Source organism: bacterium, from assembly GCA_035505375.1.
Lineage (GTDB): Bacteria > Hydrothermota > Tepidihabitantia > Tepidihabitantales > Tepidihabitantaceae > UBA2258.
This window is the reverse complement of record DATJQV010000058.1, coordinates 1-25,133: the sequence shown is the minus strand read 5'-3', so window position 1 is coordinate 25,133 and position 25,133 is coordinate 1. Positions and strand designations below refer to the sequence as shown.

The 25,133-nt window shown below is 61.6% G+C and carries 12 protein-coding genes; 8 read left to right on the top strand and 4 right to left on the bottom strand.

Annotated features, from left to right (window positions below; all coding sequences use genetic code 11):
- Positions 1-395: 395 nt before the first annotated feature.
- Both VMH22_09345 and VMH22_09340 read right to left on the bottom strand, forming a co-directional pair.
- A complete protein-coding gene (locus tag VMH22_09345) occupies positions 396-4,208 on the bottom strand; it encodes a C25 family cysteine peptidase (GenBank protein HTW91901.1) in 3,813 nt (1,270 codons plus the stop codon).
- 216 nt (positions 4,209-4,424) lie between these two features.
- The gene (locus VMH22_09340; GenBank protein HTW91900.1) at positions 4,425-8,216 is read right to left on the bottom strand and encodes a C25 family cysteine peptidase; all 3,792 of its coding nucleotides are present in this window, start codon (positions 8,214-8,216) and stop codon (positions 4,425-4,427) included.
- Positions 8,217-8,616: 400 nt separating this feature from the next.
- On the opposite strand from VMH22_09340, the gene VMH22_09335 reads away from it, so the two are divergent.
- Positions 8,617-9,594, top strand: coding sequence for a class I SAM-dependent methyltransferase (locus VMH22_09335; GenBank protein ID HTW91899.1), 978 nt, complete (start codon positions 8,617-8,619; stop codon positions 9,592-9,594).
- A gap of 755 nt (positions 9,595-10,349) precedes the next feature.
- Here VMH22_09335 and VMH22_09330 read toward each other — a convergent pair.
- Positions 10,350-12,722: a YncE family protein gene (locus VMH22_09330; GenBank protein HTW91898.1), complete on the bottom strand. Its 2,373-nt coding sequence runs from the start codon at positions 12,720-12,722 to the stop codon at positions 10,350-10,352.
- Between the two features lie 9 nt (positions 12,723-12,731).
- Positions 12,732-15,137 (bottom strand): hypothetical protein, encoded by a 2,406-nt coding sequence (locus tag VMH22_09325; protein ID HTW91897.1) that lies wholly within the window; start codon positions 15,135-15,137, stop codon positions 12,732-12,734.
- Between the two features lie 304 nt (positions 15,138-15,441).
- On the opposite strand from VMH22_09325, the gene VMH22_09320 reads away from it, so the two are divergent.
- From VMH22_09320 to VMH22_09290, 7 genes are all read left to right on the top strand, one after another.
- Positions 15,442-16,974, top strand: a complete 1,533-nt coding sequence (locus VMH22_09320; GenBank protein HTW91896.1) for a tryptophanase — start codon at positions 15,442-15,444, stop codon at positions 16,972-16,974.
- A gap of 601 nt (positions 16,975-17,575) precedes the next feature.
- Entirely contained in the window at positions 17,576-17,779 is a 204-nt protein-coding gene (locus VMH22_09315) for a hypothetical protein (GenBank protein HTW91895.1), read from the top strand.
- Positions 17,780-17,860: 81 nt separating this feature from the next.
- The gene (locus VMH22_09310) at positions 17,861-18,694 is read left to right on the top strand and encodes a hypothetical protein (protein ID HTW91894.1); all 834 of its coding nucleotides are present in this window, start codon (positions 17,861-17,863) and stop codon (positions 18,692-18,694) included.
- A gap of 186 nt (positions 18,695-18,880) precedes the next feature.
- Entirely contained in the window at positions 18,881-19,693 is an 813-nt protein-coding gene (locus VMH22_09305; GenBank protein ID HTW91893.1) for a GIY-YIG nuclease family protein, read from the top strand.
- Between the two features lie 42 nt (positions 19,694-19,735).
- Entirely contained in the window at positions 19,736-20,260 is a 525-nt protein-coding gene (locus VMH22_09300) for a hypothetical protein (GenBank protein HTW91892.1), read from the top strand.
- 462 nt (positions 20,261-20,722) lie between these two features.
- Positions 20,723-22,786, top strand: coding sequence for a thioredoxin domain-containing protein (locus VMH22_09295; GenBank protein HTW91891.1), 2,064 nt, complete (start codon positions 20,723-20,725; stop codon positions 22,784-22,786).
- Positions 22,787-23,002: 216 nt separating this feature from the next.
- Positions 23,003-25,133 (top strand): ATP-dependent Clp protease ATP-binding subunit (locus tag VMH22_09290; GenBank protein ID HTW91890.1); only part of this gene is annotated, 2,131 nt, incomplete at its 3' end.

Below are 25,133 nucleotides of genomic sequence, written 5' to 3'. Positions count from 1 at the left end.
AGCGGACGCTCAACACATTTACCTCCGTTCTGAGCCGAACTCAGACGGATTGGTGTCGAGAAGACTGCGGCAGCGCGGACCTCGCGCTCCGCCCATCTCGGCACCCCCGTTGGGCGTATCTTAGCCGTGGCCCCTCTTATGTCAATCAGCACGTTCAAGTCTTGTCAGAGGCGGACGCCTGCCGGTCCCTACTCATGCATGCCTGCGGAGGCGCTGTTTTGGGACAAGGTCGAGGCTGAGGTCGAGGTCCGGCCGGATGGAGTGCTTTGTCAGTTCATGCGGGACGGTTCAGAATGTAACAAAGGGGCGGGCCGAAGCCCGCCCCTGTTCGATGTTATCCGCGGTTTGGGACACGATCCGAAATGTCCGACATTTCGGTCATGTCCCTCCCCGTGCTACTCGGGAACCACCAGCTTCTGCTGCCGCGTCCCGGCCGGAGTCGCGAGCTTGCAGAAGTACACGCCCGCCGCGACCCGTTTGCCGTTGGCGGCCGAGCGGTCCCAGGTGACCGAGTACCGGCCCGCAGCCACGTTCTTACCCAAGAGGTCGCGAACCACTCTGCCCGAGGCGTCGTAGACCTTGATGCTCACGTGTCCCGCGGCCGGCAGCGCGTAGGCAATGGTGGCGCGTGAGCGCAGCGGATTCGGGAAGACGCCGAGCGTCAGCTTGACCGGCAGGCTCGCGGCGGACTGCTGGTCGGCAACAGCGGCCGTCGGCTGGTCGGTCGTGTACAAGATCGCCCTGCCTGCGGCAATCGGCTCGCAGGCCTTGTGGTAGGTCCCGTTGTACAGGTTCTGAATACCGATGGCCTGGGTCTGGTCCTGGATTCCCAGGGTTGAGCTCGCGTATCCGCCATTGTCGGTCTGGTATTGAACGAGGAAGGCATTGTCGCCGCTGGAGGTAGCTCTCGTCGTGTCGTAGAGGATGACTTCGAACTTGTCGACGGTGCTCGTACCATAGTATGCGACCGAGTCATACTCGATGATGAGCTGATGATTGGCGGTGTCGTGATAGGTGTAGACGTAACCGGAGCCGTCGGTCGCCGGATCCAGGTCGTCCCAGTTCAGAAACATGGCGGCCCTCGGAGCCGAACTACTGGGCAACTGCTCATTGGTGAAGTTGCCGTCGATGTAGTTGCCGCAGGCAATCCAGCCGTCGGCTGAGATACCGAGCTGGGTGTAGCGCTGCCCGTAGAACTTGAACGGCCCGAAGGCAGCAGGAAGGCTGAACAGGTTCACGGTGTCATTCTGCACGAAGCTCATCCGCGTCCCGACTCCGCTCACTTCGACCCAGTTGTAGGTCGGGTGCTCGGCGTACCCGGTATCGCACTCGTCGTAGGCGTAGTAGGCTATGGGCGTACGCGGGCCGTCCGGGACCGGGTCGGTCATGAGCGTCTGGCCCACGACTATCGTGAAGGGCTCGGTCCTGGTGTAGCCGCCGTCCGCGTAGTAATGGAGCGTGCAGGTCACCGGTGTCTCCGGGAGAATTGACTTGTCGGCGTGGACGGTGAAACGGTCAGCGTTGTCGCTGGCGCTGTCGCCTCTGCGGACATAGCCCCAGGTCCCCGTAGAATCGAGCACCGTGAGCCGCGAATCACCCGACCGCAGTGTTGCGTGGCAGTTGTACCCATGGCCGAGGCCGCTGTTGGCGACGCTGACTATCAGGTCGGCGGTCTCGTTCGGGTCGAGCCGGCCGTTGTGGTTGTCGCCGTGCGCCGTGTCAGCCACGGTGACCGCCCGCTCGGACAGTACCGGAGTGCCGACGGTGAGGGTCACGGTCGAAACCCAGGTCGAGTGAAGCGTATCCGTGCAGTAGAGCGAGCAGACGACAGCATAGCCGTTGGCGAGGCCGGAACTCACGTGCAGACCGTAACCGTTCGAGCCGGTGGAGACCGACTCACCCGCGGGGATATTGCCGAACGTCTTGACCGAATCGGTGATCTGGGCGTTCGGGTTGAAAGTCCTGAGCTTGCCGGTGACCGAGTTCGCGGTCTGCTGTCCCCAGTTCTTGACCCAGGTCGGTATCTTGACCGTCTCGCCCGGGTTGAGGATGGAGTCGTTGTTGCCGCCGGGCGTTGGGTCAGAAACGCTCGAACGCAGGTAGGACACGTAGCGCGTGCTGGAGATTACCGTCACAGTATCCTGGTAGATGTAGTGGTTGTGAGCGTTCACGGTCACGAACATCTGCCCGGGAGTCTGAGGCGACACGTACAGCGTCACCTGTCCGCTGGCGTTGGTGTAGCCCTTGACATCCACCTCCGTGCTTTTGCGGCAGTACACCAGAGCCGATTCCACCGCCGAGCCTGAAGCCGTGACCGTGACCGGGAAGGGAATGTTGTTGCCGATGTTGATGACCTGGGCATGCGACACAGTGAGGGGCGTGGGCTCCGCGGTCCAGAGCGGCGTCTCCGGGTCGCCGATGAGGTTCAGGTCATAGATGTTGTAACGCTGCATGTCGTACTGGTAGAGCGAGTCGGCGTACGGCGCCCAGCAGGCCTTCGCTCGGGCGAGCGACTGGCCGATGTGCGGCTTGTTGTATTCCAGAACCCCGGCGTAGAACGTCGTATCGAGTCGCTCGGACGGGCCGAACACGTAATTGCCGCCCTGGTCGGTGGCGCCCCACCCGTAACGGGTATTCATGATGGCAGCAATGAAGCCGCCGCCGGATCGCATCACCATGTGTTCGGCGAGGCAGTCGCCCCCGGGTACCCAGTCCCACGCCCCGCAGTCGCAGGCAATGGACACGGCAATACCGGTCTTGTCGCCGTTGTGCAGAGTGTCGGCGTCGTCGGACACGAAGAACGGCACCGTGCCGCCGTTCAGGTAGATGCCGCTCTCGTTGCCGTGACCGATCCAGTGTCCCATACCGACCCCGGCGTTCACTGAGTCCCTGACGGCATCGTGAGAAAGCGTTCCGGCCCGCTCGTAAAGCTTCTGATCGGACCAGCCGGACGGCGTCATCCGGGCGATGGACTCCTGGCCCGGTCTTTCTTCGTAGCTGCTCCAGAGGATGCCGGTCGGCAGAATCATCTTCTTGATGAAGCCGGTCGGCGGGTTCTGCTCGTACTTGATGACCTTATTGACGAAAGTCTGAGCTGTCGCCACGTTGTAGGTCGGGGCCCGGCCCACGTACACGTCGGCGTACATGTCGGTCGAATCCCCGGTCTCGCCATAGACGTGATTGCCGTTCGCGTCCCAGTTGCCGTTCAGCCCACCGTAGTAGAGGTCGCAGGGCATCGTATCGTTGTCGTTGCCATCGACGACCACGTACCAGCACTTGCGGGTCGGGATGATGTTCTGCCCGCTGGTCGCGTAATCGCCCTGGCCGCCCAGAAGCACGTACATCGTGCCCCACGTCGCATACGCGTCCTTGATGAAGTTGCGAATCTTCTCCTGGTTGTCGTAGCCCGAGTAGCTCGCGTAAATCGAGTCGACTCTCACTACCTTGGCGTTCACGCCCTTCTGCGTCTTCCAATTGGCCAGGCGCCAGAAAACCGTATCCTGAGTCGCGTCGGTAATGACGACGTAATCGTAGTGGCCGGACGGAAGCGAGAGCGACGCAGCCGGCCGCACCGCGGGCGCGCACCGGTCAACGTCGTTCGGGTTCCTCACCATGGTTCGGACTACGTCGCCGAACTGCATCCGCTGCTTCGCGGTCGCCACGGCTGCGGACATCCCGTCCTCATACGTAAGGCGGTAGCTGATCCTCGACAACACCTGCAGCACTCCGCTGGTGGGGATGTACCGCACCGGGTGTATTTCGACATGCGCGATGCTGTATCCGGCCATCGTGCCCGAGCCGGACAGCCGCACCGTCGTGCTCGGATACGGCGTGCTCGAACCATAAATCGCCGGGTCGGGGCCATAGTGCTTCGGCATCCCTGCCCCTGGTCTTCCGGCGACCGGCAGCGGCGCGTCCGGCTGTGCCGGGCCGACTTTGTACGTCCCGGGCAGCGTCGTCCACTCTTCGGACAGAACCTCCACGCCGGTCGGCACTGCGCCGGAAGGAATCACCAGCGCCTCGACCACTCGCGGCACGCGCGGCGCTCCGGGCTGGACTATCGTCACACCGCCGCGTAGCGCGATATTGTCATAGCCATTCTGCTGAGAGATGAGCAAGTCACCTCTGTCGAAACTCACAGTCCTCGTCACCGTTCCGGCCATCAGCGGGACAGTGACCAAAGCCAGCAACACGAACAATTGTCTCATGAAGACTCCTTTTGGCACTCTAAGGGGTATTAGATATGATACCCTCCTGACCCTGTCCGTCAATATCATCGCTCGCCGAGTTGCGACCGGCCTTCGGGTCTGCCAATCCCGCGCCCAGAATGGCGGGGGCGGGCCGAAGCCCGCCCCCTCTTCGATGTTGTGCGGTCTGGGACACGATCCGGAATGCCCGACATTCCGGTCATGTCCCTCCCCGTGCTACTTGTAGACGACCAGTTTCTGCTGCCGCGTTCCGGCCGGAGTTGCGAGCTTACAGAAGTAGACACCTTCTGCAACTCGCTTGCCGTTCGCGGCCGACCGGTCCCAGGTAACCGAGTACCGACCCGCGGCCATGTTCTCGCCTAACAGGTCTCGGACCACTCTGCCCGATGCGTCGTAGATCTTGATGCTCACGCGTCCGGAAGCCGGCACCGCGTACTCAATCGCAGTGTGAGAACGCAACGGGTTCGGACGGACTGCCAGCGCCAGCCTGAGCGGTATTCCGGCAGGGCCGGACCCTTCCGAAACGTTCAAAGCCGGCAGGTCGGTCGTGTAGAGGATGGCTCTGCCCGCAGCAATCGGTGCCGCGGCCTTGTTGTACGTGCCGTTGTACAGGTCCTGGATGCCGATCGTGTCAGTCGGGTCCTCGATTCCGACGGTCGAGCCGGCGTAGCCGCTAGCCGTCATGTATTGAACGAGGATCGCGTTGTCGCCCGTATAGGTGGCATTGGTCGTGTCGTAGATGACAATCTCGAACTTGTCGCGATTGAGGTCCCAGTAGTAGCGAACGCTGTCGTATTCGACCACGAACCGGTGGTTGGCCGCATCGTGGTAGTAGTACACGTGGCCGGCACCATTGCTGCCGATGAGCGGGTACAGGGCTACCCAGTTTGCGCAAATCATGCCCGGCGCGTCGCCTGTGTGGGGAAGCGGGCCGTTCTCGTTGAACGGGGCCGTGTGGTTGCCCGGGCAGATCCAGCCGTCGGCCGAAACCGAGATCTGCGTGGAGCGCTGACCGTAGAACTTCAGCGGTCCGAACTGAGCCGGCAGCGATACCGCGACGACGGCGCTGTCGTTCGTGAACGGTATCTGCGTACCGACAGTGTTCACCTCGACCCAGTTGTACGTCGGGTGTGCCGCGTAGAGGCTGTCGACGTCGTCGTAGGCGTAGTAGCGTGACGGCATACGCGGACCGTCCGGAATCGGGTCGTTCGCCCCCGACTGGCCCACTACTATCGTAAACGGCTCGGCCTTCGTGTAGCCACCATCGGCGTAGTAGCGGAGCGTACACGGTATCGGAGTCTCTGGGAAAATCGACCTGTCGGCATGGACCGTGAACCGGTCGGCGGGGTTGCTGGCGCTGTCGCCGACGCGAATCAGGCCATAGCTCGCGGTGGAATCGAGTACCGTGAGCCGAGAATCGCCGGACCTGAGCACGGCATGAGAGTTGTACCCATGGCCCGTGCCGGTGTTGGCGATGCGAACCATCAGGTCCGCGGTCTCGTTCGGGTCGAGCCGGCCGTTCTTGTTACCGCCGTGCGCGGTGTCAACCACGGTCACGGCCCGCTTGGACAGGACCGGCGCGCCGACCGAGAAAGTCACCAGCGTAATCCAGGTGGAGCCGAGCGTGTCCCGGCAATAGAGCGAGCACGGCGACTGGTATCCGCTTGGCAGCCCGGAGTCCACGTGCAGCCCGAAACCGTTGGTTCCCGTGGATACGGAATCCCCGGCCGGGATGTTGCCGAACGACCTGACCGAATCGGTAATCTGGACGTTCGGGTTGTGCGTCCGGAGCGTCCCGTAAACGGAGTTGGCGGTCTGCACGCCCCAGTTCCTGATCCACGTCGGTATCTGCACGTTCTCGCCCGGGTTCAAGATTGAGTCGTTGTTGCCGCCCGGCGCCGGGTCGTAGACGCTGGAGCGTAGATATGACACGTAACGCAAGGGTACGATCACCTGCACCGTATCCTGCAGCACGTAGTAGTTGTGGGCATTCACCGACATGAGCATCTGCCCCGCGGTCTGGGGCGAGATGCAGAGCGTTACCTGTCCCGACCCATTGGTACGGCCGGTCACGTAGACCTCGCTGCCCTTCCAGAGCACGACGTTGGCCGACTCCACCGGAGCGCCGCCGGAATTAACCGTCACGCTGAAAGGCACGTTTTGGCCGACGAAGGTCGTGTCGGAATGGGTTGCGGTCAAGGTGGACGGAACGTCGGTCCACACGGAAAGCTCAGGGTCGCCGTGGTAGTTAAGCTCGTAAATGCACCACCGCATCATCTGGCTGTTGTCCACGTACCCCGCCCAGTACGAACGCGAGAAAGCCAACGCCTCACCGCCGTGATACTCAGTGTGGTTGAGGATTCGGGACATGAAAAGCGTATCGAGCAGGTCCGACGGACCGGGGTCGGGCGGCGAACCCCACCCGTAGCGCGAGTTCATGGCGATACCGACGACGCCGCCGCCGGCCCGGTTAATCAGGTGTTCGGAGAAGCAGTCCCCGCCCGAGACCTCGTCCCACGCGCCGGTGAAACAGGCGATGGAACAGAACACGCCCTGCTTCGTGCCGTTGGTCAATCCATCGGCGTCGCTCGAGTTGAGGTACGGACTCGAACCTTTGTATATGCCGGTCTCGTTGCCGTGCCCTATCCAGTTGCCGAGATTGTACCCCGAGTTCATCGAGTCGCACATGGCGCCCTCAGACAGATTGCTGCTGCGCTCGTACAGCTTGGCGTCGATCCAGCCGGAGGGCGTCATCCGCGCGATTGACTCCTGCACCGGCCGCTCGTCGTAGCTCGACCACAGAATCGCGGCCGGCAGCAGCATCTTCTTGATGTAGCCGGTCGGCGGGTTCTGCTCATAGGTGAGCGTCTTGTTCACAAAGTTCTGGGCCTGGGCCACGGTGTGTACCGGCGCCCGGCCCACGATTACCTCGCTCACCATGTCGGCCGCATCCCCGGTCTCGCCGTAGGTATGATTGCCGTTCGCGTCCCAATTACCGTCCAGCCCGCCGTAGTACAGGTCACAGGGAATCGTGTCCTCGTCGTTGTAGTCTCCGACGCCGGTCGTGATGTACCAGCAGAGACGCGTCGGGATGATGTTCTCCCCGCTCGTCCTGCGGTTGGCCGACCCGCCGAGCAGCACGTAACGCGTGCCCCAGTTCTGGTACGCGTCCTTGATGAAGTTGCGAATCTTCTCCTGAGTGTCGTACCCGGAGTAGTTCGACGTGATGTATGAAAGCAGCACGGTCGTGGCCGGCACGCCCGTTAGCGTCTTCCACGCGGTCAGCCGATTGAAGCAGGTGTCCATCGGCGGCGCGCTGATGACCACATACTCATAGTGCCCGCTCGGCAGCGACAGAGTCCGGGCCTGCTGGATCGAAGGCTCGAAGCGCTGGATATCGCCGGTGTTGGCCACCATCGCGCGCAACATCCCGGCGTAGTACTCGCGTTGCTCCGCAGAGGGCACGGTCGCGTTGCTGCTGCCGGCAGTATAGCTGACCCGATACTCGATTCGCGTCGCAAACTGCAGCTCGCCTGTGACCGGGTTCACCCGCACCGGACGCAGCTCCACCGAAGCCATCCGGAATCCGGCCAGCGTGCCTGACTCGAGCAGCCGGACGCAGCTCGCCGGATAGTAAGCATTGGAAGAATAGACCGCCTGGTCCGGCGCGTAGTTGTGCGTCTTGAAGGTCTTGCCCGGCATCGGCAGCGGGACGTCAGGCTGGCTCAGCGCCAGGCTGTGGTGACCGTCAATCGTGGTCCAGTCCGCGGACACGAGTTCGACTCCGGTCGGCTCGGCCCCGGCCGGAACCAGCACGCGCTGGACCAGCCGCGGCACGAGCGGCGCTCCGGGCTGAACCAACCCGGCTCCGCCCCGGAGCTGAACGACATCAAGGCCATTCTGCTGAGAGATGAGCAGGTCACCTCTATCGAAAGTCGCAGTCCTCGTAACGGTTCCGGCCATCAGCGGGACAGCAACCAGAACCAGCAACACGAGCAGCCGTTTCATGAATTATCTCCTTTGTCGGTCAACACTAATAATCATAGATTTTACGCCCGTGGCCCGGCGGGTCAATACAGCCGTGGCGAGACAGCCGTGGCGAGACGCAGCCACAGAGAATGACCAATTCCCAAGCGCCAGTGACCACTCAAGTCCCAAGCTCAAAGACCGAAGCACGCACTTTCGGGCAAGGACCGCAAGCGTCAAAGGCGATTGATGTCCTGATTCCGAAATGGACGCATTCGAGCTTGATTCGGATTTCGAGCTTCGTCATTCGAGCTTTGCATCAGAGGCTTTGCCTTGTATGCTTCTCGCATGACGCATCGTGTACTGGAAAAATGGGGACTGCCCTTTCGCAGGGCCCTGTGCGATTTCCAGGGACTGTCCCCGCTTTCCCAAGGCTAGTCCCATGCATCCACCGGAACGCCGCGACCTGCCGCTGAAAGCAGCCGAGCGACACCAGTTGCGCAAACGTTCGTTCGACGCATCCGCGCGCTCATACGACCGGTTCCGCCCCGGGTACCCGGAAGAGCTGTTCGATGACCTGGTCCGACTGTCAGGAATCCCCGAAGGCGGCCGCGTTCTCGAAATCGGACCCGGCACCGGCCAGGCCACGCTGCCTCTCGCCCGGCGCGGCTTTTCCATCCTCGGCCTTGAGCTGGGCAGGAGCATGGCCCGCCTCTGCCGCAGGAACCTCCGCGACTTCCCTGACGTCGAGATTCAGAACCTGGCCTTCGAGGACTGGAGGCCGGAGGAAAACGGGGACTGTGGCAAAACGGGGACTGTCCCTTCGCAGGGCCCTGTGCGATTCCCAGGGACTGTCCCCCGCTTTGCCCGTTATCCACGGGGCTTCAACGGCGGGGACGGGACCCAAATGTCCTCAATTGGAATCGTGTCCCAAGCCGCGCGGGCCCCATGCGGCCAATTCGACCTCGTTCTTTCCGCGACCGCCTTTCACTGGATTCGGGCCAGGCTCGCATTCACACGAAGCGCAGCAGCACTCAAGCCGGGCGGCTCGCTTGCGCTGGTCTGGAACTTCCTCGACACGCCGGACAACGACTTCTACAACGACCTCCGCGCACTCTACCGGCGCGTCGCGCCGCAGATACACCTGTCGCTCCCGCCCGAACAGCGCATCGAACGCCAGCGCCGGAAGATTGTCGGCTCCGGTCTCTTCGGACCGGTCACAGTTCTGCGCTACTCCTGGCAGAAGCAATACGATGCCGACCTCTACATCGGACTGCTCAGAACCATGTCCGACCACGCCATACTCGACCCCAAAGTCCGGCGCGACGTCTTCCGGGCCATCCGCAAGCTCATAGACGACCACGGCGGCTCCTTCGTCCGGCCGGTCGTCGCGGTCCTCTTCTTGGCTCCCAAGCGCTGAGGGACATCACCGATTCCGTCAGGAATCGGGTCGTGTCCTCAGGGCCGCCGAACCGTCGACTGGAACCGTCCCAGTTTGTTATAAGCCCCAGCAAATTCGGCACGGGAATCCGCTAACTTCTCTATTCTCAATTCATTATTCACTATTCCTACCTACCGCCCTGCGCTCATCGCGCATCGCTCTCGTCTCTGCGTCGGGCCTGCCCCCCTCCCGTCTCCCCGGAGTCCATCCCCGGGCCATCCCCTTACCACTTCCCCCAGATGGTCCCAGGAGCACTCCCCCGGATGGTCAACCGAGCTACTCCCCTGACCCTCCCTGGAGGCGTACCGGGGACGGTGGGGGGACCCGGTGGGGGGACGGTCCCCGGAGGGGGTCCCCAGGCGGTCCCACCAGTAGCTCCCCCGACCCTCCTGGGAACGGATCCCTGAAGCGGGGAGGGGGTGCGGGACAGGACAGGATAGTCAGGCCGGATTGCGGGCCAAGACCAGGAACTGTGCCGGAGCGACTCCACAAGGCACTGCTTGAGCGGACGATAGAGCCACCCACCGTTGCGCCCAGGGTCGGCTCCCTGCCGATGGTAAGGAATCGTGGGCTGATCGGCGGACTCGTGCCCTACCCGGTCCGCACCCCTCAGCATCCCCTCCGGCAGCGGCGACTGCGCACTCTTCCGCACCGTCGGCCCCGCACCCACGCGTACGAGAAAAGCGGGCTGCCCGCGTGAGTGGGGGCAGCCTGAAAGAAAGAAGCTGTTTGTCCTACTTGGTCAGGACGACCTTCCTGACAGCGTGTGCTTGAGCTTGAGCTTGCCCTTGTGCTTCTCTCACAAAGTACACGCCCGGCGCCAGCGCCCGCACATCATTCGCGCCGGGATGAAGGTCGAGGACCTTCCGCCCGCTGATGTCGAGCAACGCGCACGATGCTCCACGCATCACGCTCGACGCCGGAACACGGAGGATTCCGCGGACGACGGTCGGCAGCGGCTTAGAGCTTGAGGCTTGTCGATGACTCTCCTCAATTCCAGCAGGCAGGCTGTCGCGGACCACGGTTATGCTCGAGCCGTCGCAGTTCGAGACATAGACCCAGGAATGGACCGGGTTCCAGGCCAGCCCAAACGGCTCGTCCCCAACCTGGATGTGTCTGAGAACGCTGTCGGTCGCCCCACTTACAACGGCCACCTTGCTGGAGGGGTAGGACCCAATGCTGTACAGGCGGTGCTCCGTTCCCGTGAGTCTGTTGTCTATCATCGCCCCGACCGAGCCGGCGCTCACGTTCTTCAGAAATGAGTCGGCCCTGGCATCAAGGACATGCAGGGTGGTGCCGTCGGGGTCGGCGAAGTACACTCGGTCAGTCACTGAGTCTACGTACGAACTCCCCAGGCCGGTCGCTGTCGTCCTGACTGTCCTGAGGATTGTGTCGGTCGCGCAGTCAATCACAACCACCTCGCTGTCATCGGAGCTCGACACGTAGAGCTTGTCGTGATTCTGGTTCCACCGCACGTCCTGGTAGTGCAGATCCGAAGGCATTGCCACCGCCTTGACAACCGAGTCGGTGCTTACGCTGATCACCTTCACCGAGTCGCCGTCATTCCACATGCCGATGTATATCTTGTTGTCGGTGCGGTCATAGCATATACCCCACGGATTGTGGCCAACCTCGATGACCTTGCGCACGGAATCGCCAACGGGGTCAATGACCGTCACGCCGTAACCGTCGTTGCAGACATAGACCTTGCCGTCACTGCTGCAGCACGAAGCATCCGGCCAATCCCGGCCGCTTATGGTCGCCACTATGCTGTCGTTCGCGCAAGCCACGATAGACACCGTGTTGTCGCCGGAGTTCGAGATATACAGCTTGTTGTTGACCGGATTCCATAGCATCGAATCACAAGACCCGCCGGCCGGCAGTATCTTCAGCACGCGGTTGGAATCACCGTCGACCACGGCCAGGTGGTTGTGGGCGCTGTTCCAGCCTTCTTCCAGGCAGTAGATGTGATGATTAAGCGGGTTGTAGCGCAGGACACCTGGTCGGAAGGAGCCAAACCAGAGTGTGTCCGTCACCCGGTCCGAAGCACCGTTGATAACGTCGACGGCGGCGTCGTCACCGGCACCCGCCCACGTGCCCTGGTCGACTGGGTCGTAGCATAACGTATTCGAGGACCCGTCCGTGGTAACTCGGGCAAGAACCGAGTCGCCAATCGCATCGACGATCGTCACCAAGTATGAACTCCACTGGGTATAGTATGCCTTGTGTTTGACCGGGTCGTAGCTCGAACGCCATATGTCACTCCCCACGGGAATTGTCCGCGTACTACCGCCGTCAATCACCGTCACGACCGTGTCATCGCCCGCGCAGAACACCTTGCCCTGTGGCCCGGCCAGCAGATTCCAGGGATCGTCACAGACTGTGACGATGCGGACCACGCTGTCGGTCGCACAGTCTATGACCGAGGAGGTGTTGCTCAAACTGTTGGCGGTGTAGACGGAGTTAGTGACTGAATCGTAGCACACATCACTAGGCTCGACGCCCCTGACCCAGATAGTCCGCATGACTGTGTCTGCGGCGCAGTCAATCACTGCGACTTCGTCAGACCCTGATTGAGCTGAGTAGATACGATTCAGACCGGGATTGTAGCAGAGCGCTGAGACCCCGGGCAGCGGCCCGATGGTCGCAACCAAACTGTCCCTGGCGCAGTCTATGACTTTGACGGTGTTGGACTGCGGGCAGGCGACATACACCTTGTTCACCGCACGGGCGTAGCACAACTCCCGCGGGTAGCTATCAACCGCAACGGACTTGGAGAACCGATTCGTGGCAGCATCTACGACCCAGATCTGCCTCCAGGAGCGGGACGCGCAGTAGACCTTGTTGCTGACGGGGCTGCTGCACATGACATCCGGGTAATCCAGCAGGTCGACCTTCGCGATCTTACGGTAGGATGAAGCATCAACGGCCACCAGCGCGCTCCCGCCGCCAACGTAGATTGTGTGGGTAGGCGCGTGAAACGCGATAGCGCCGATGCCTGATAGTCCGGACAGTGAATCGGGCAAAGCTATCGTGGTCACAACCCACTGGCCGAAGCAAAGCGACACGGCGCAACTGAGAACAAGTAAGGCAGCAATGAGTTTCATGGTTCCTCCCTACCGCTGGACGATTATCTTGACCGAACGCTTCTCCTGCGCGTAGCGCAGGAAGTAGACACCGGGCGCGAGCCGGCGGACGTCGTTGTTCCCGGGCAGCAGGTCCATCACCTTGCGTCCCGTAATGTCCAGCAGGCTTGCGGCTTGTGCCTTGCGGCTTGTGGCCTCCGCCAGCGTCAGGACTCCACGGACGATAGTCGGGGTCACGCGCCGTCGCGTGAGTGCATTGACGCCGCTCTCGGCGACGCCCGGATGCAGGCTGTCGCGTAAGATGGAGACGCTCGACGAGCCATAGTTCAGAACGTAGGTCCGGAACTCAGCCGGATTCCATAGAAGCGCGGTGGGTCCCGAGCCGACATTGATGTGAGTAACGACTGTGTTGTGGTGAGCGTTTATTACATAGACGTCGTTGCTGCCCTGACACGCGCAGTACACGTAGTCATTAGGTGAATCGTACGACAGCGCTGTGGGTTCGCTTCCTACTCTGATCCAGGCAACGACTGTGTTGCTGCCGACGTCAATTACGGCCACGTTACTGTCCCCTCGGTCGGCACAGAATACCCGGTTGTCGCTTGAATCCCAACAAAGGGCACACGGCTGTTGGCCGACGTGGATTTGCGCCACCACCCTCGGCCTGACTCCGGCAATCACGCTGACCGTGCTGTCGCCGGAATCCGCGGCAAACACCTTGGCTCCGACCGGGACGTAGCACAGGGCCACCGCTTGCGAGCCGACCGTGTCCAGGGCAATCAGCACGTTCTGCTCGCCGTCAATCACGCCGACCCTGCCGTACGAGGCCGTGTAGACGTAGTTGTTGGCGGGGCTATAGCAAAGCGCAACCGGGTCGCCGCCGGTCGGGACTCTCGCCATGACCGTGTCAGCGCCTGCATCCACTACGATGACCCCATCGTCCATGTTGTCGCCGACATACACGCGGTTGTTCCTGGTATTCAGGCAAAGCGCGTGCATCCCGTATTCCGGTTGTCCCGAAGTCGCTATTACTTTCATGCTATCACTCGCGGCCGCAATCACGGAAATTGTGCCGGGCGCATAGTAGCTGCCCGCGCCCGCGCAGTAGACCTTGTTGCCCAACGAGTCGTAGAGCAAAGCCACCGGGCATTCACCGGCCGGTAGGCAAGCAGTAACGGTGTCAGTCTGGCCGTCGAGGACCGTAACGACGTTGGCGGCCGAGTCGGCGCAGTAAACCTCGCCGGAAGACGTATTCAGACAGAGCGCCGACAATTGGGCCGTGGTACCCGCGGTGAGCAATAGCGAATCAGCACGGCAATCGAAGACGCCGACCAGGGCTTCAGCGTCAGCGACTGCGAATGCCCTTCGGGCAGAGTCGGCTACGCAGACAGCTATCGCGCTGTTGCCGAAGTAGTGGTCACTGATGAGGTGGTTGGTGGCCCCGTCGACTACCTGAACGTCTTCCTCCATGACTGCGTAGACGCGGTCATTCAGTCCGTCGTAAGCAACGTCAACGCCGAAGCTCTCGTCGCCGGTCTCTGTCGTATCTGCCCGGCAGTCGATCATCATCAACGGGTTGTCCTCGTCCGCCACAAAGACCTTGCTGTCGGCCGGGTCGTAGCACAGCCTGCGCGGCGACGAGCCACCGAAGATGGTCTTCAGTACCGTATCAACGTGCCCGTCAATTACCGTCACGGTGCCGGAACCGTAGTTGGCGACGTAAAGCTTGTTCAAGTCCGGGTTGTATACGAATCCCATCGGTGCGTTGCCCGCTGGAACTGTGGACACGACGGAATTGCTTGTCGCGTCAAGCACGCTAACCGTGTTGCTGTTGGAGTTGGCGACATAGACCACATTGCGAACCGGGTTCCAACATGCCGCATACGGATAGTTGCCGACCGGCACGGCTGCGAGCACTAGATCTCCGGCGCAGTTGATGACGGTCACGTCAGAGCTGTACAGGTTCACGCAATAGACCCGGTTCATGGTCGGGTTGAATGCGAGCGCGACCGGGCCGTTGCCGACGGTGACGGTCTTGAGTACCTGCCTGGTGCCCGCGTCTATCACCCCGACCTCGTTACGGTCAAAGGCAGCCGCGTATATCTTGTTGCTGACCCGGTTGTAGCACAGGGCGCGCACGTTCGCCGGAAACGGAATCCGGCCGAGGCGATGCCCGTCCTTGGCATCCAGCACGAGAATAGTGCGCGTGGTCTCCCCTGCCACGAATACGGTATTGTCGGCCGAATCGTACGCGAGACAGTTCGGCATCTTGAGCCCGCCGAGCGAGTCCGGCAGATACAGGGTCTTTTCCAACCACTGTGAGTGAGCCATCGACAGGCAGCAGCAGAAAGCCAACATTATGGCTGCGGGTCGCACGGCCCGGATGTATGAGGAAATGGTTCGAGCCAAAGAACGTCGAACACACTCAGGTGACATGTACGCCTCCCGAATCGGACAGCACCTTATGCTCCCTGGCGTCGATAGAGCATCGTGGCGGCTTCTCAACGCGGTCACGCTCGACGTCGCTGGGCAGATCATATGCCCCGCACCTGGAAAGTCAATGCCAGACGGCCTCTCTGAATCCGATCCGGGATAGCCCAAGCTCCGGCCCGAATTCGACGCCATCTGCGTCATCTGCGTGATCTGCGGTTCGTCCTCTCCGACCCTTGGCGTCCTTGGCGGTTTCCACCTTCCGTTATCGCCCGTTTGACTGGAAGTAGCTGAGATGTATAATCCGCCCATGCCATCCTTCCTCGACGATTGGTCAGCAGAGTTCGCCAAGGCCAAAACCCGGCCCCGGCCGTACCGCAACGCCGCCGTGTCGTTCCGGCCGTCATCAATCGACGACCGCGAGTTGCGGAGACGAGTGCTGGAGGAAACCGGCCTCAACGTCTTCAAGTTCCCGGCCGCGCTGATACCCGGCTGCGACCTGCTCACCGATTCCGGAACTACGACCATGACCATGCAGCAGTGGTCTCAAGTCCTGCTCGGCGATGAGTCGTACGGTTCGAACGAGGGCTACTTCGAGTTCAAGCAGCAGATTGTCGACACGTTCGGCCCGCAGTGGGAGAACCGCAACCGCGACCAGGAGAACACGTTCATCTTCCACCAGGGACGCGCGGCCGAGTATGGCCTTTTCACCTGTCTGTCGAAGCTGCTCGGCGCCCCCGGCAAGCGCGCCGGGAAAAAGCCTTTCTACATCATCCCGTCGAACGGGCACTTCGATACGACCCAGGAGAACATCGAGGCGAGCGGCTTCGAGGCCCGCAACTTCTTCTCGCCCGAACTGAGAGCGAAGGATGAGGCTTCCCTCTTCAAGGGCAACATGGACCTCGCCCAATTGCGCGCGCTGCTTGAAGACAAAGCGACGATGGAGCGCGTGCCCGTCGTCTACATGACGATCACTAACAACACCGGTGGAGGTCAGCCGGTGTCGCTGGCCAACATCCGCGCGACGGCCGAGTTGTGCCGAAGCCATGGTGTGCCGTTCCTCTTCGACGCCTGCCGCTTTGCCGAGAACGCGTGGTTCAACCTGCAGTACGAGCCGCTCTGTAAGGGCAGGAGCGTCGCGGACGTCGTCCGCCTGATGTTCGAGCAGGTCGATGGATTCCACATCAGCCTGAAGAAAGACGGGCTCGTCAACATCGGCGGCTGCCTGGTCCTGAGTGAAAGAGGCCGGATGGTCGAACGGTATCCACAGCTCCCGGCGATGGTCGTGGGTCACCAACTCCAGGTCGAAGGACATCCGACTTACGGCGGTCTGGCCGGCCGCGACCTGAAGGGCGTGGTCGAAGGCCTGAAGACCGTGGTGCACGAGGAGTACCTCGCACACCGCATCAACCAGGTCAGGAAGTTCGGGGCAGCGGTTGACCGGGCGTGCGGCGCGAGCATCGTCGTCAAACCGGTCGGCGGTCATGCAATCTACCTCGACCTCGACCAGTTCTTCGCCGGCACCAGGCTGCGCGATGACCAGTTCCCCGGCGTCAGTCTCACCGCGCTCCTACTCATCGCCGGACACCGCATGTGCGAGCTCGGGGTCTACGCGTTCGGCAAGAACGTAGACGGCACGGAAGTCGGGCCTGACCCGAGGGTGAACAACGTCCGCGCCGCAGTACCGCGGCTCTGTTACGAGGACTCCGACCTGCTGTCCGCGGCTGAGGCAGTCGGCGTGCTCTACCGCCACCGGGACGAGATTCCGGGCATCGAAGTAGCATACGGCCAGAACCTGCCGATGCGCCACTTCATCAGCCGTTTCCGCTTCGTTCAGGCCTGAGCCGTACCAAAACTCAAGTCCAAGCGCAAGCTCAAGCCCACGCTTCACCCCAACTCAAGAACTATACGACTTCGTATACTAGCGACAGGGCTCAGATACTCGCTCAACTGACGATGTGACAGTGGCTTAGGTCGAATCCAGCCCGATTCACCCCTGCGCTGGGTAGAGGCTCTGCCAAGGTCTTTGCCGGAGTCTCTGCCGGAATCATTGCCGGAGTCTCTGCCAGGGCCTCTGCCGAGGTCTCTCCCAAGGTCTCTCCCAAGGTCTTTGCCACGCACTCTGGCAATGTCCTTGCCCCAGTCTCTGCCAAGGTCTTTCCCCCGGTCTCCCCCAAAGTCCTAGCCAGAGACTCTCCCGAGGTCTCTGCCAGAGTCCTTTGCCCACACTCTGCCGGTGTCTCTGCCAATGCCTTTGCCACGTCCTCTCCCAAGGTCTTTGCCCCGGTCTCTGTCAGGGCCTTCGCCGGAGTCTCTGCCGAGGTCTCTGCCCTGACCTCTGCCAAGGCCTTTGCCCCGTTCTCTGCCAGGACCCTCACCCAAACCGGCGAATGGCGCACTTGCGCTGCTTGACACCGGACTAGTTCGGCCTATCCTCACCCGTGATGCCCGACGGGAATCTAACGAACCTGCTCTACTACGGCGACAACCTTGACATCCTGCGACGTTACGTCAAGGACGAGTCGGTTGACCTCATCTACCTCGACCCGCTGTTCAAGAGCAATCAGGACTGCAACGTGCTCTTTAAGGAGCGCCAGTCCCTGACACCCAGCCTCTATCCGCTATTCTGCGAACCGTGGCCCTACTAGCCGAGGATATTGCGCGCCGTCTGGCGTTTGTGAAGTATCTGTATACGACTGGGACCCGACACGCAAAGAGGCCACCCCCCCTTGAGCGCCGCCTCGGTCTTGGCCTTCCACGATGCGCTGGAACTGTTCCTGCATGTGGTTGCGCTTCATCTCGATGCACGTGCATCCGAACGACTGGAATTCAGGGGGTACTTCGACCTCGAGGGCGTGCGAGACCGCGTCAAGCACTCCGGTCTGGCTCTGCAGGTCAATCAAGCACGTGTAGCTGTGAAGCACCGTGGTGTCACACTGGCTCAGCGGGACGTAGCTGAGTGCGAGGTCTGGACTAGATCATTCCTGCAAGACAACACCAAGGTGTTTTTCCAGTTGGACTTTGTGGAACTCTCGCTCCTAGACTACGTTCAGCCGGAGGTGGCACGGGTCTCTCTTGGGGAGGCCTTGGACTTGGCTGGCAAGGGTGACTTCGACGAGGCGCTCGGGCGGACCGCTATCGCATTCCAGCAGGTCGTTGACGACTACCGTGGCCGCAAGAAGGATGGCATGGGCAGGTCAGTGCTCGACCTTCGATGGCAAAGACATCGAAGCATACCGAATTGGACCGATGACCGGACCAACATCTGCGAGGCGATCCTGTCGCATGATAGGAACATGGAAGAACTCAGGGATGCGGTCGAGGTACTATGCCTCGGATTGAACTACCGACAGCACGCGCTGTTCCGTGCCGTCACGCCACTAGTAGTACAGACGATGGACGGAAAGTACCACTTGGGCAGCGCTCCGCACCCCGAAGGCATGAGGCCGGAATCGCCAGACGTTCTGATACAGAAGTGCGTGGACCACGTGGTCGAAACGGCTCTGACCCTGCAGCAGGACGACTACGACATTTCCTTCCGATGGATGGAACCTCTGACCTAGACGGCCGGAGGGACCGACAACGGACCCGTGAGAGGGCCATCGGGAACGCTAACCGTTTTCGCCGCACCCGCCGCGGCGAACTCTCTAGCCTCTCCCAGCCGCCTTGACATCGTGGCCTGTATTGTTACGATACCGCCGATGATTTGCCTATACACGCGCCGGTTACTGAAACGTAGGGAGTGAGGCGTGAAGTCACCGACGTCGCCAAGGCTCATCACTGGATGTCTGGAAGGAATCTCGAAGCGTGTGTTCGCGGACTACTCGGCCCAGATTGCCGAACTGGCAGGAGAGCAATCCGGCATCTACGCACTCTACAATAGAGGTAAGCTTTACTACGTTGGGCTGGCAACCGACCTCAGGCGGAGAATCAAGCATCACTTGGAGGACAAACACGCCCGCAACTGGGATACCTTCAGCCTCTATGTTGTGCGCAGGGAAGCGCACCTGAGGGACCTGGAGGCCATGACCATCCGCATTGCCAAACCAAAGGGCAACGGCATCAAGGGCGGCAGGCTCGAATCTCTGACGCCAGAACTGAAGACGTTGATAGACGAGTGGAACCTGAACAGGACAAGCCGAATCCTCGGGTTGCCGGCAGATGACAAGCGGAAGTCGAGCAAGCGACATGCGACCAAGGCGCGCGTTCCGCTGCGGGAACGAGAGTTCGATACCATCGTCTGCGCCGCACACGAAGAGGGATTCAGAGAAGTGTTCCTCGGCAAGAACTGCTGGTACGCGATTCGTATTTCGGACGCGGTGATCCCGAAGCTAAAGTACATCGCCCTGTACGTCACCGGCGAGATCAAGGCTGTCACGCACTACGGCCGCATCAAGGCCATCGACCCGTGGAAGAGCACCGGTAAGTGCATCGTCCGTCTCGCCGGCAAGCCCAAGCCAATCGGCCCCATCAAGTGGGGCGCGTGGGTGGCGATTCAATCGCCTCGGCTCACCACCTTCAAGAAGCTCAAGAAGGCCAGCACACTGGCGGGAGCCTTCTAGAGTGAATGCCGGAGCCTCCTGCCCGATTCCCCAGTAAAGACCATGTCTTTGCTCGCTGAAGAAGTTGTCGAGGAGTGGCTGAACCGGGACGGCTTCTTCACAATCCACGGTGCCAAGGTCGGCGTGCATGAAATTGACATCCTCGCAATCCGGCCGCTAGCCGATGGCGGACACCAGTGCCGCCATGTTGAGGTTCAAGCCTCCATCAATCCGATTTCGTACATCACGAAGGTGCCAGCGGCAGTTCGCAAGCAGACTGGCATTGCTCCTCACAACGCCAAGAAGAGAGAGATGCCACTTCTTCGCAAGGGCGTGCAGGAGTGGGTCGGCGCTAAGTTTGACCTCCCTGAAAAGGTGGACTTGCGCACTTGCCTCTGCCCGGGTGCCTGGACGAAGGAACTTGTGGTCGGGAATGTCAAGTACGAGGAGGAACTCTCTCTCCTCAAGGAAGCTGGCGTCACTATTCATCGCCTCAAGGACATCCTTGAAGACATGGTTGGTAAGCGCGGCATGGTGAGGTCAGCGGCAGGGGCTGATCTTCATGATCTCATGCAGTTGAGGAAATAGGGGAAGTTGCCCGCTGCGACGAACTCCTGCGCCACGCCCCGCCGCCTTGACGCGCCGGCCTACGAGTCCTAGAATTCGGCCATGAGTAAGCAAGTGGAGCCTGAGCCAAAACGCCATGATTTCGAATTCTCGCTACCTCGGTTGTACCGTGGCAAACCGGGTCCGACGTGTCCGACTACCAATACCCTGAAATGCGCTGGCGTGGGTTGCCAGCACTTTCGCGTTGGACACCGATTCTTCTACCCGAACCACACACCGACCCAAAGCGAGGAACCTCACTGCTCGTGCCTCGGTGTGGGGCTTGGGTGGACCATTGTCTATGGGAACCCGACAGAGGACTCCTGACGCGCCTACTTCTCCCCTGCCCTCAGCGCAAGCCGTGAGCCGTAAGCCGTAGCTCGTCTCCCCTCGCCCGCCTTGCCGGTTGACTTAGCGCTCCCGCCTCAATAGTCTTTACTGCGCATGCCCAACCATCTCTCTAACGAAGCCAGCCCCTACCTCCGCGACCACGCGGAGAACCCGGTTGACTGGTATCCCTGGGGCGAGGAAGCGCTCGCCAAGGCGAAAGCCGAAGACAAACCAATCTTCCTATCCATCGGCTATTCTGCCTGCCACTGGTGCCACGTGATGGCCCGCGAGTCGTTCTCCGACCCGAAGATTGCGGAAATCCTGAACGCGAACTACGTCAGCATCAAGGTCGACCGCGAGGAACGTCCCGACGTGGATGAAGTCTACATCGAGGCGGTGCGCATCCTCACCGGTTCCGCGGGCTGGCCGCTGTCAGTGTTCCTGACGCCTGAACTGAAGCCGTTCTACGGCGGCACCTATTTCCCGCCTGAGCCGCGACCGGGCATGGCCGCGTTCAACCGCGTACTCCTGGCCGCGCTTCACTATTTCCGCACCCAGCGCCACGAGATTGATGAGGCGGGCAACCGCATCGCAGTCGAATTGAACCGGCTGTCGTCTCTGCCCAACCACGATGGCGAGATGGACGAGACACCGCTACGCGGATTCTACCAGCAGCGCTTGGAGGTATTCGACTCGGAGCACGGCGGGTTCGGAGTCGCGCCCAAGTTCCCGAACCCCACCGACCTTGCGCTCCTGCTCCGGCTCTCCCGACTAGGGGCCAAAACCCCTTTCCGCTATGAACAGGCGCGCGCCATCGTCGAGCTGACCTTGCACAGGATGGCCGAGGGCGGCATCTACGACCAGCTCGGCGGCGGATTCCATCGCTACTCGACCGACACCATCTGGCTCGTGCCTCACTTCGAGAAGATGCTCTACGACAACGCGCTACTCGCCCAGACGTACGCGCGTGCCTTTCAGTTCACCGGCGAGGAATCCTACCGCTCGGTCGCGGAAGAGACCCTGGCATGGATGGAGCGGGAAATGCTCCTGCCCGACGGCGGTTTCGCGTCCGCGCTCGATGCCGACACCGGCGGCCACGAAGGCGCGTACTACACGTGGACGCAGGACCAAGTCGAGCGCGCGGTTGGCCCGGAGCTGGCGAAACTGGCTTGCGAATTCTACGGTGTATTTGCTTCGGGCAACTTCGAAGGCACCAACGTCCTCCACACCGCGGTGCCGGTCGAGCGCATTCTCAAAGTCCACGGCCTGAGTCTCGCGGAATTGTGGTCGAAGCTGGCCGAGATCCGCACCAGGCTGCTTCAGTCACGCCACAGTCGGCCGGCGCTGAACCGCGACGACAAGGTACTGGCAGACTGGAACGGCCTCGCGCTTTCCGCCTTTGCCCGCTGCTCGGCTGCCTTCGGCAACGACCACTATCTTGATTTGGCCCGCAGGCTCGCGGACTTCATTATTGACCGCGCGGTCAGCGGCAACGAACTGGTACACGTCGTGAATGCGGGACCAGTCAGTATTTCCGGGCAGCTTCCTGACTTCGCCTTTGTTGTCCAGGGCCTGCTGGACCTGTATGAGTCGAGTTTCGACGCGCGCTTCGTCGAGACCGCGCTCGGCCTGACCGACCGAATGCTCGCGCTCTTCTCTGACCCCGAAGGCGGGTTCTACACGACCCGCAGCGGCGCGCCGGGCCTGATCAGCCGGATCAAGAACGGCTACGATGGCGCGACGCCGTCGGGCAACTCGGTCGCGGTGATGAATCTGCTCCGGTTGGCACGGCTCTGTGGCCGAAACGAATACGAGCGTGCCGCCGCGACCACGCTGCGCCGGTTCTACAAGACCATGCTCAGCTACCCGCCCGCATTCAGCATGATGCTCGCCGGGCTCGACCTGCTCCTTCACCCGGGCACCGAAGTCATACTCTTCCTTCCCGAACCGTCGCCCGAGGCGGACGGGATGGTCGCGCTGCTCGCATCGATGCCGGATGACCATCGCACAACCGTGGTCGTGAAGGCCGCGCAACCCGACGAGCTTGTCCTGCGTCTGATACCGCTGACGCATGGCCGCTCCTCCTCTGGCAACCAGCCGACCGCCTTTGTATGCCGCGAACAGACCTGTTTTCCGCCCGCCCACACCGCCGAGGAACTTGCGGCTCGTCTCGCCTGACCGCCGCCCACCTACCTGGGCGGAAGTGTCACGGCACCATGCGCGGAAGCACCAATGCCCAAGCTCCAATGACCAATCAAGCCCCAATGTCCAACCGGTTGGGCCACATGGTCATTTCCTCATTGAATGAAAATTGACGCTTGGGAATTGGGGCTTACCCCAAATGCCCTTGGCTGCGTTGACTTCCAGGGGAGAATAGCTAGACTCTGACCGAACATGCAAGAACGCTTCACTGAAAGAGTTAGGAAAGTCATCTCGCTTGCCCGCCAGGAAGCTGTCCGTCTTCACCACGACTACATCGGCACCGAACATCTGTTGCTCGGCCTGGTCAAGGAAGGCGAGGGCGTGGCCGCCGTCGTCCTCACCAATCTCGGAGTCAACACCGACGACCTGCGTCGGGCGGTCGAAAACGCGGTCGACGTCGGCTCGGAAACGCTTGTCCTCGGCGAGGTGCCGCTGAACCAGGAGGCCCGCTCCTGCCTGAATTACGCACTCGACGAAGCCCGGCGCATGAACCACACCTACATCGGCACCGAGCATCTGCTCCTGGGCCTGCTCCGCGAAGAACGCGGAGTCGCGTGCCAGATTCTCCAGTCGCTGGGCATGGACATCGAACTCGTCCGGAACGAGACCACGCGGCTGCTCGGCGGCGAGAAAGGCACGCCCCAGCAGAAGTCGCGTACCAAGACACCCTCGCTTGATTATTTCTCCCGTGACCTGACGCAGCTTGCCCGGGAGGACAAGCTCGATCCGATCATCGGCCGGGAGTCGGTAATCGAGCGCATCATCCAGATTCTGGCCCGCCGCAAGAAGAACAATCCGGTGCTCATCGGCGAGGCGGGCGTAGGTAAGACGGCCATTGTCGAGGGTCTCGCCCAGCGCATCGTCACCGGCAACATCCCGAACCTGCTGCGCAACAAGCGCGTGCTCGCACTTGACCTCGCCGCAATCGTCGCCGGCACCAAGTACCGGGGACAGTTCGAGGAACGGCTGAAGTCGGTGATGAACGAAATCCAGCACCAGGGCGACGTCATCATATTCATCGACGAGCTTCACACGATCGTCGGGGCCGGAGCCGCCGAGGGCGCGATTGATGCCTCGAGCATCCTGAAGCCGGCGCTTGCCCGCGGCGAGCTTCAGGCCATCGGCGCGACCACGCTCGAGGAGTACCGGAAGCACATCGAGAAGCACTCGGCGCTTGAACGCCGGTTCCAGAAAATCGTGGTCGATGCGCCGAGCGCGCAGGAGACGGTGAAGATACTCCAGGGCCTCAAGGAGAAGTACGAACTCCACCACAACGTGTCCTACGATGACAAGGCCCTGGCGAGCGCCGCCTATCTCGCCGACCGCTACATCTCGGACCGGTTCCTGCCCGACAAAGCGATTGACGTGATCGACGAGGCCGGCTCGCGGGTAAAGCTGCTGCGGCCGGTCATCAACCCGGAGCTGGACGAACTGGAGAAGAAGATCGACAAGTCGGCGCGCGCCAAGGAAGAGGCGGTCCGCAAGCAGGAGTTCGAGCGGGCTGCCGAGCTGCGCGACGAGCAGAAGCAACTGACCGAGTATCTGAAGCGGAAGCGCAAGGAGTGGGAGAAGGCCGGCTCGTTCCCGGTAGTCACCGAAGAGGACATCGCCTACGTTGTCTCCAACTGGACCGGGGTGCCGCTCGCCAAGCTCGAGGAGCGCGAGTCGGCCCGGCTCCTGCGCATGGAAGATGAGATCCGGCAGCGCATCATCGGCCAGGACCAGGCGATCGCGATGATTGCCAAGGCCATTCGCCGCTCGCGCGCCGGGGTGAAGGACCCGCGCCGGCCCATCGGTTCGTTCATCTTCCTTGGACCCACCGGCGTCGGCAAGACCGAGCTTGCACGCGTCCTCGCCCGTTTCCTGTTCGGAGACGAGGATGCGCTCATCCGGTTCGACATGTCCGAGTACATGGAGAAGTTCAACGTCTCCCGCCTGGTCGGCGCGCCCCCGGGCTACGTCGGCTACGAGGAAGGCGGCCAGCTTACGGAGAAAGTCCGCCGCAAGCAGTACGCGGTGGTGCTCTTCGACGAAATCGAGAAGGCACACCCTGACGTGTTCAACATCCTGCTCCAGCTGCTCGACGACGGCCAGATAACCGACTCGCTCGGCCGCAAGGTGAGCTTCAAGAACACGGTTGTCATCATGACTTCGAATATCGCCTCGACCGAAATCCGCGGCATGAGCGGGTTCGGGTTCGGCGCGACGACCGACGAGGCAAACTACGAGTCCATCCGCGACAAGGTAATGGCCGAGGTGAAACGGTTCTTCCGGCCCGAATTCCTGAACCGCGTCGACGAAGTGCTCGTCTTCCGGCCGCTCG

What these genes read in the sequence shown, in the direction of transcription:
- VMH22_09315 (HTW91895.1), top strand. Translation starts at nt 17,576, where the DNA reads ATGCCCGACGGGAATCTAACGAACCTGCTCTACTACGGCGACAACCTT.
- VMH22_09345 (HTW91901.1), bottom strand. Translation starts at nt 4,208, where the DNA reads ATGAGACAATTGTTCGTGTTGCTGGCTTTGGTCACTGTCCCGCTGATG.
- VMH22_09335 (HTW91899.1), top strand. Translation starts at nt 8,617, where the DNA reads ATGCATCCACCGGAACGCCGCGACCTGCCGCTGAAAGCAGCCGAGCGA.
- VMH22_09295 (HTW91891.1), top strand. Translation starts at nt 20,723, where the DNA reads ATGCCCAACCATCTCTCTAACGAAGCCAGCCCCTACCTCCGCGACCAC.
- VMH22_09320 (HTW91896.1), top strand. Translation starts at nt 15,442, where the DNA reads ATGCCATCCTTCCTCGACGATTGGTCAGCAGAGTTCGCCAAGGCCAAA.
- VMH22_09340 (HTW91900.1), bottom strand. Translation starts at nt 8,216, where the DNA reads ATGAAACGGCTGCTCGTGTTGCTGGTTCTGGTTGCTGTCCCGCTGATG.
- VMH22_09325 (HTW91897.1), bottom strand. Translation starts at nt 15,137, where the DNA reads ATGTCACCTGAGTGTGTTCGACGTTCTTTGGCTCGAACCATTTCCTCA.
- VMH22_09330 (HTW91898.1), bottom strand. Translation starts at nt 12,722, where the DNA reads ATGAAACTCATTGCTGCCTTACTTGTTCTCAGTTGCGCCGTGTCGCTT.
- VMH22_09300 (HTW91892.1), top strand. Translation starts at nt 19,736, where the DNA reads ATGTCTTTGCTCGCTGAAGAAGTTGTCGAGGAGTGGCTGAACCGGGAC.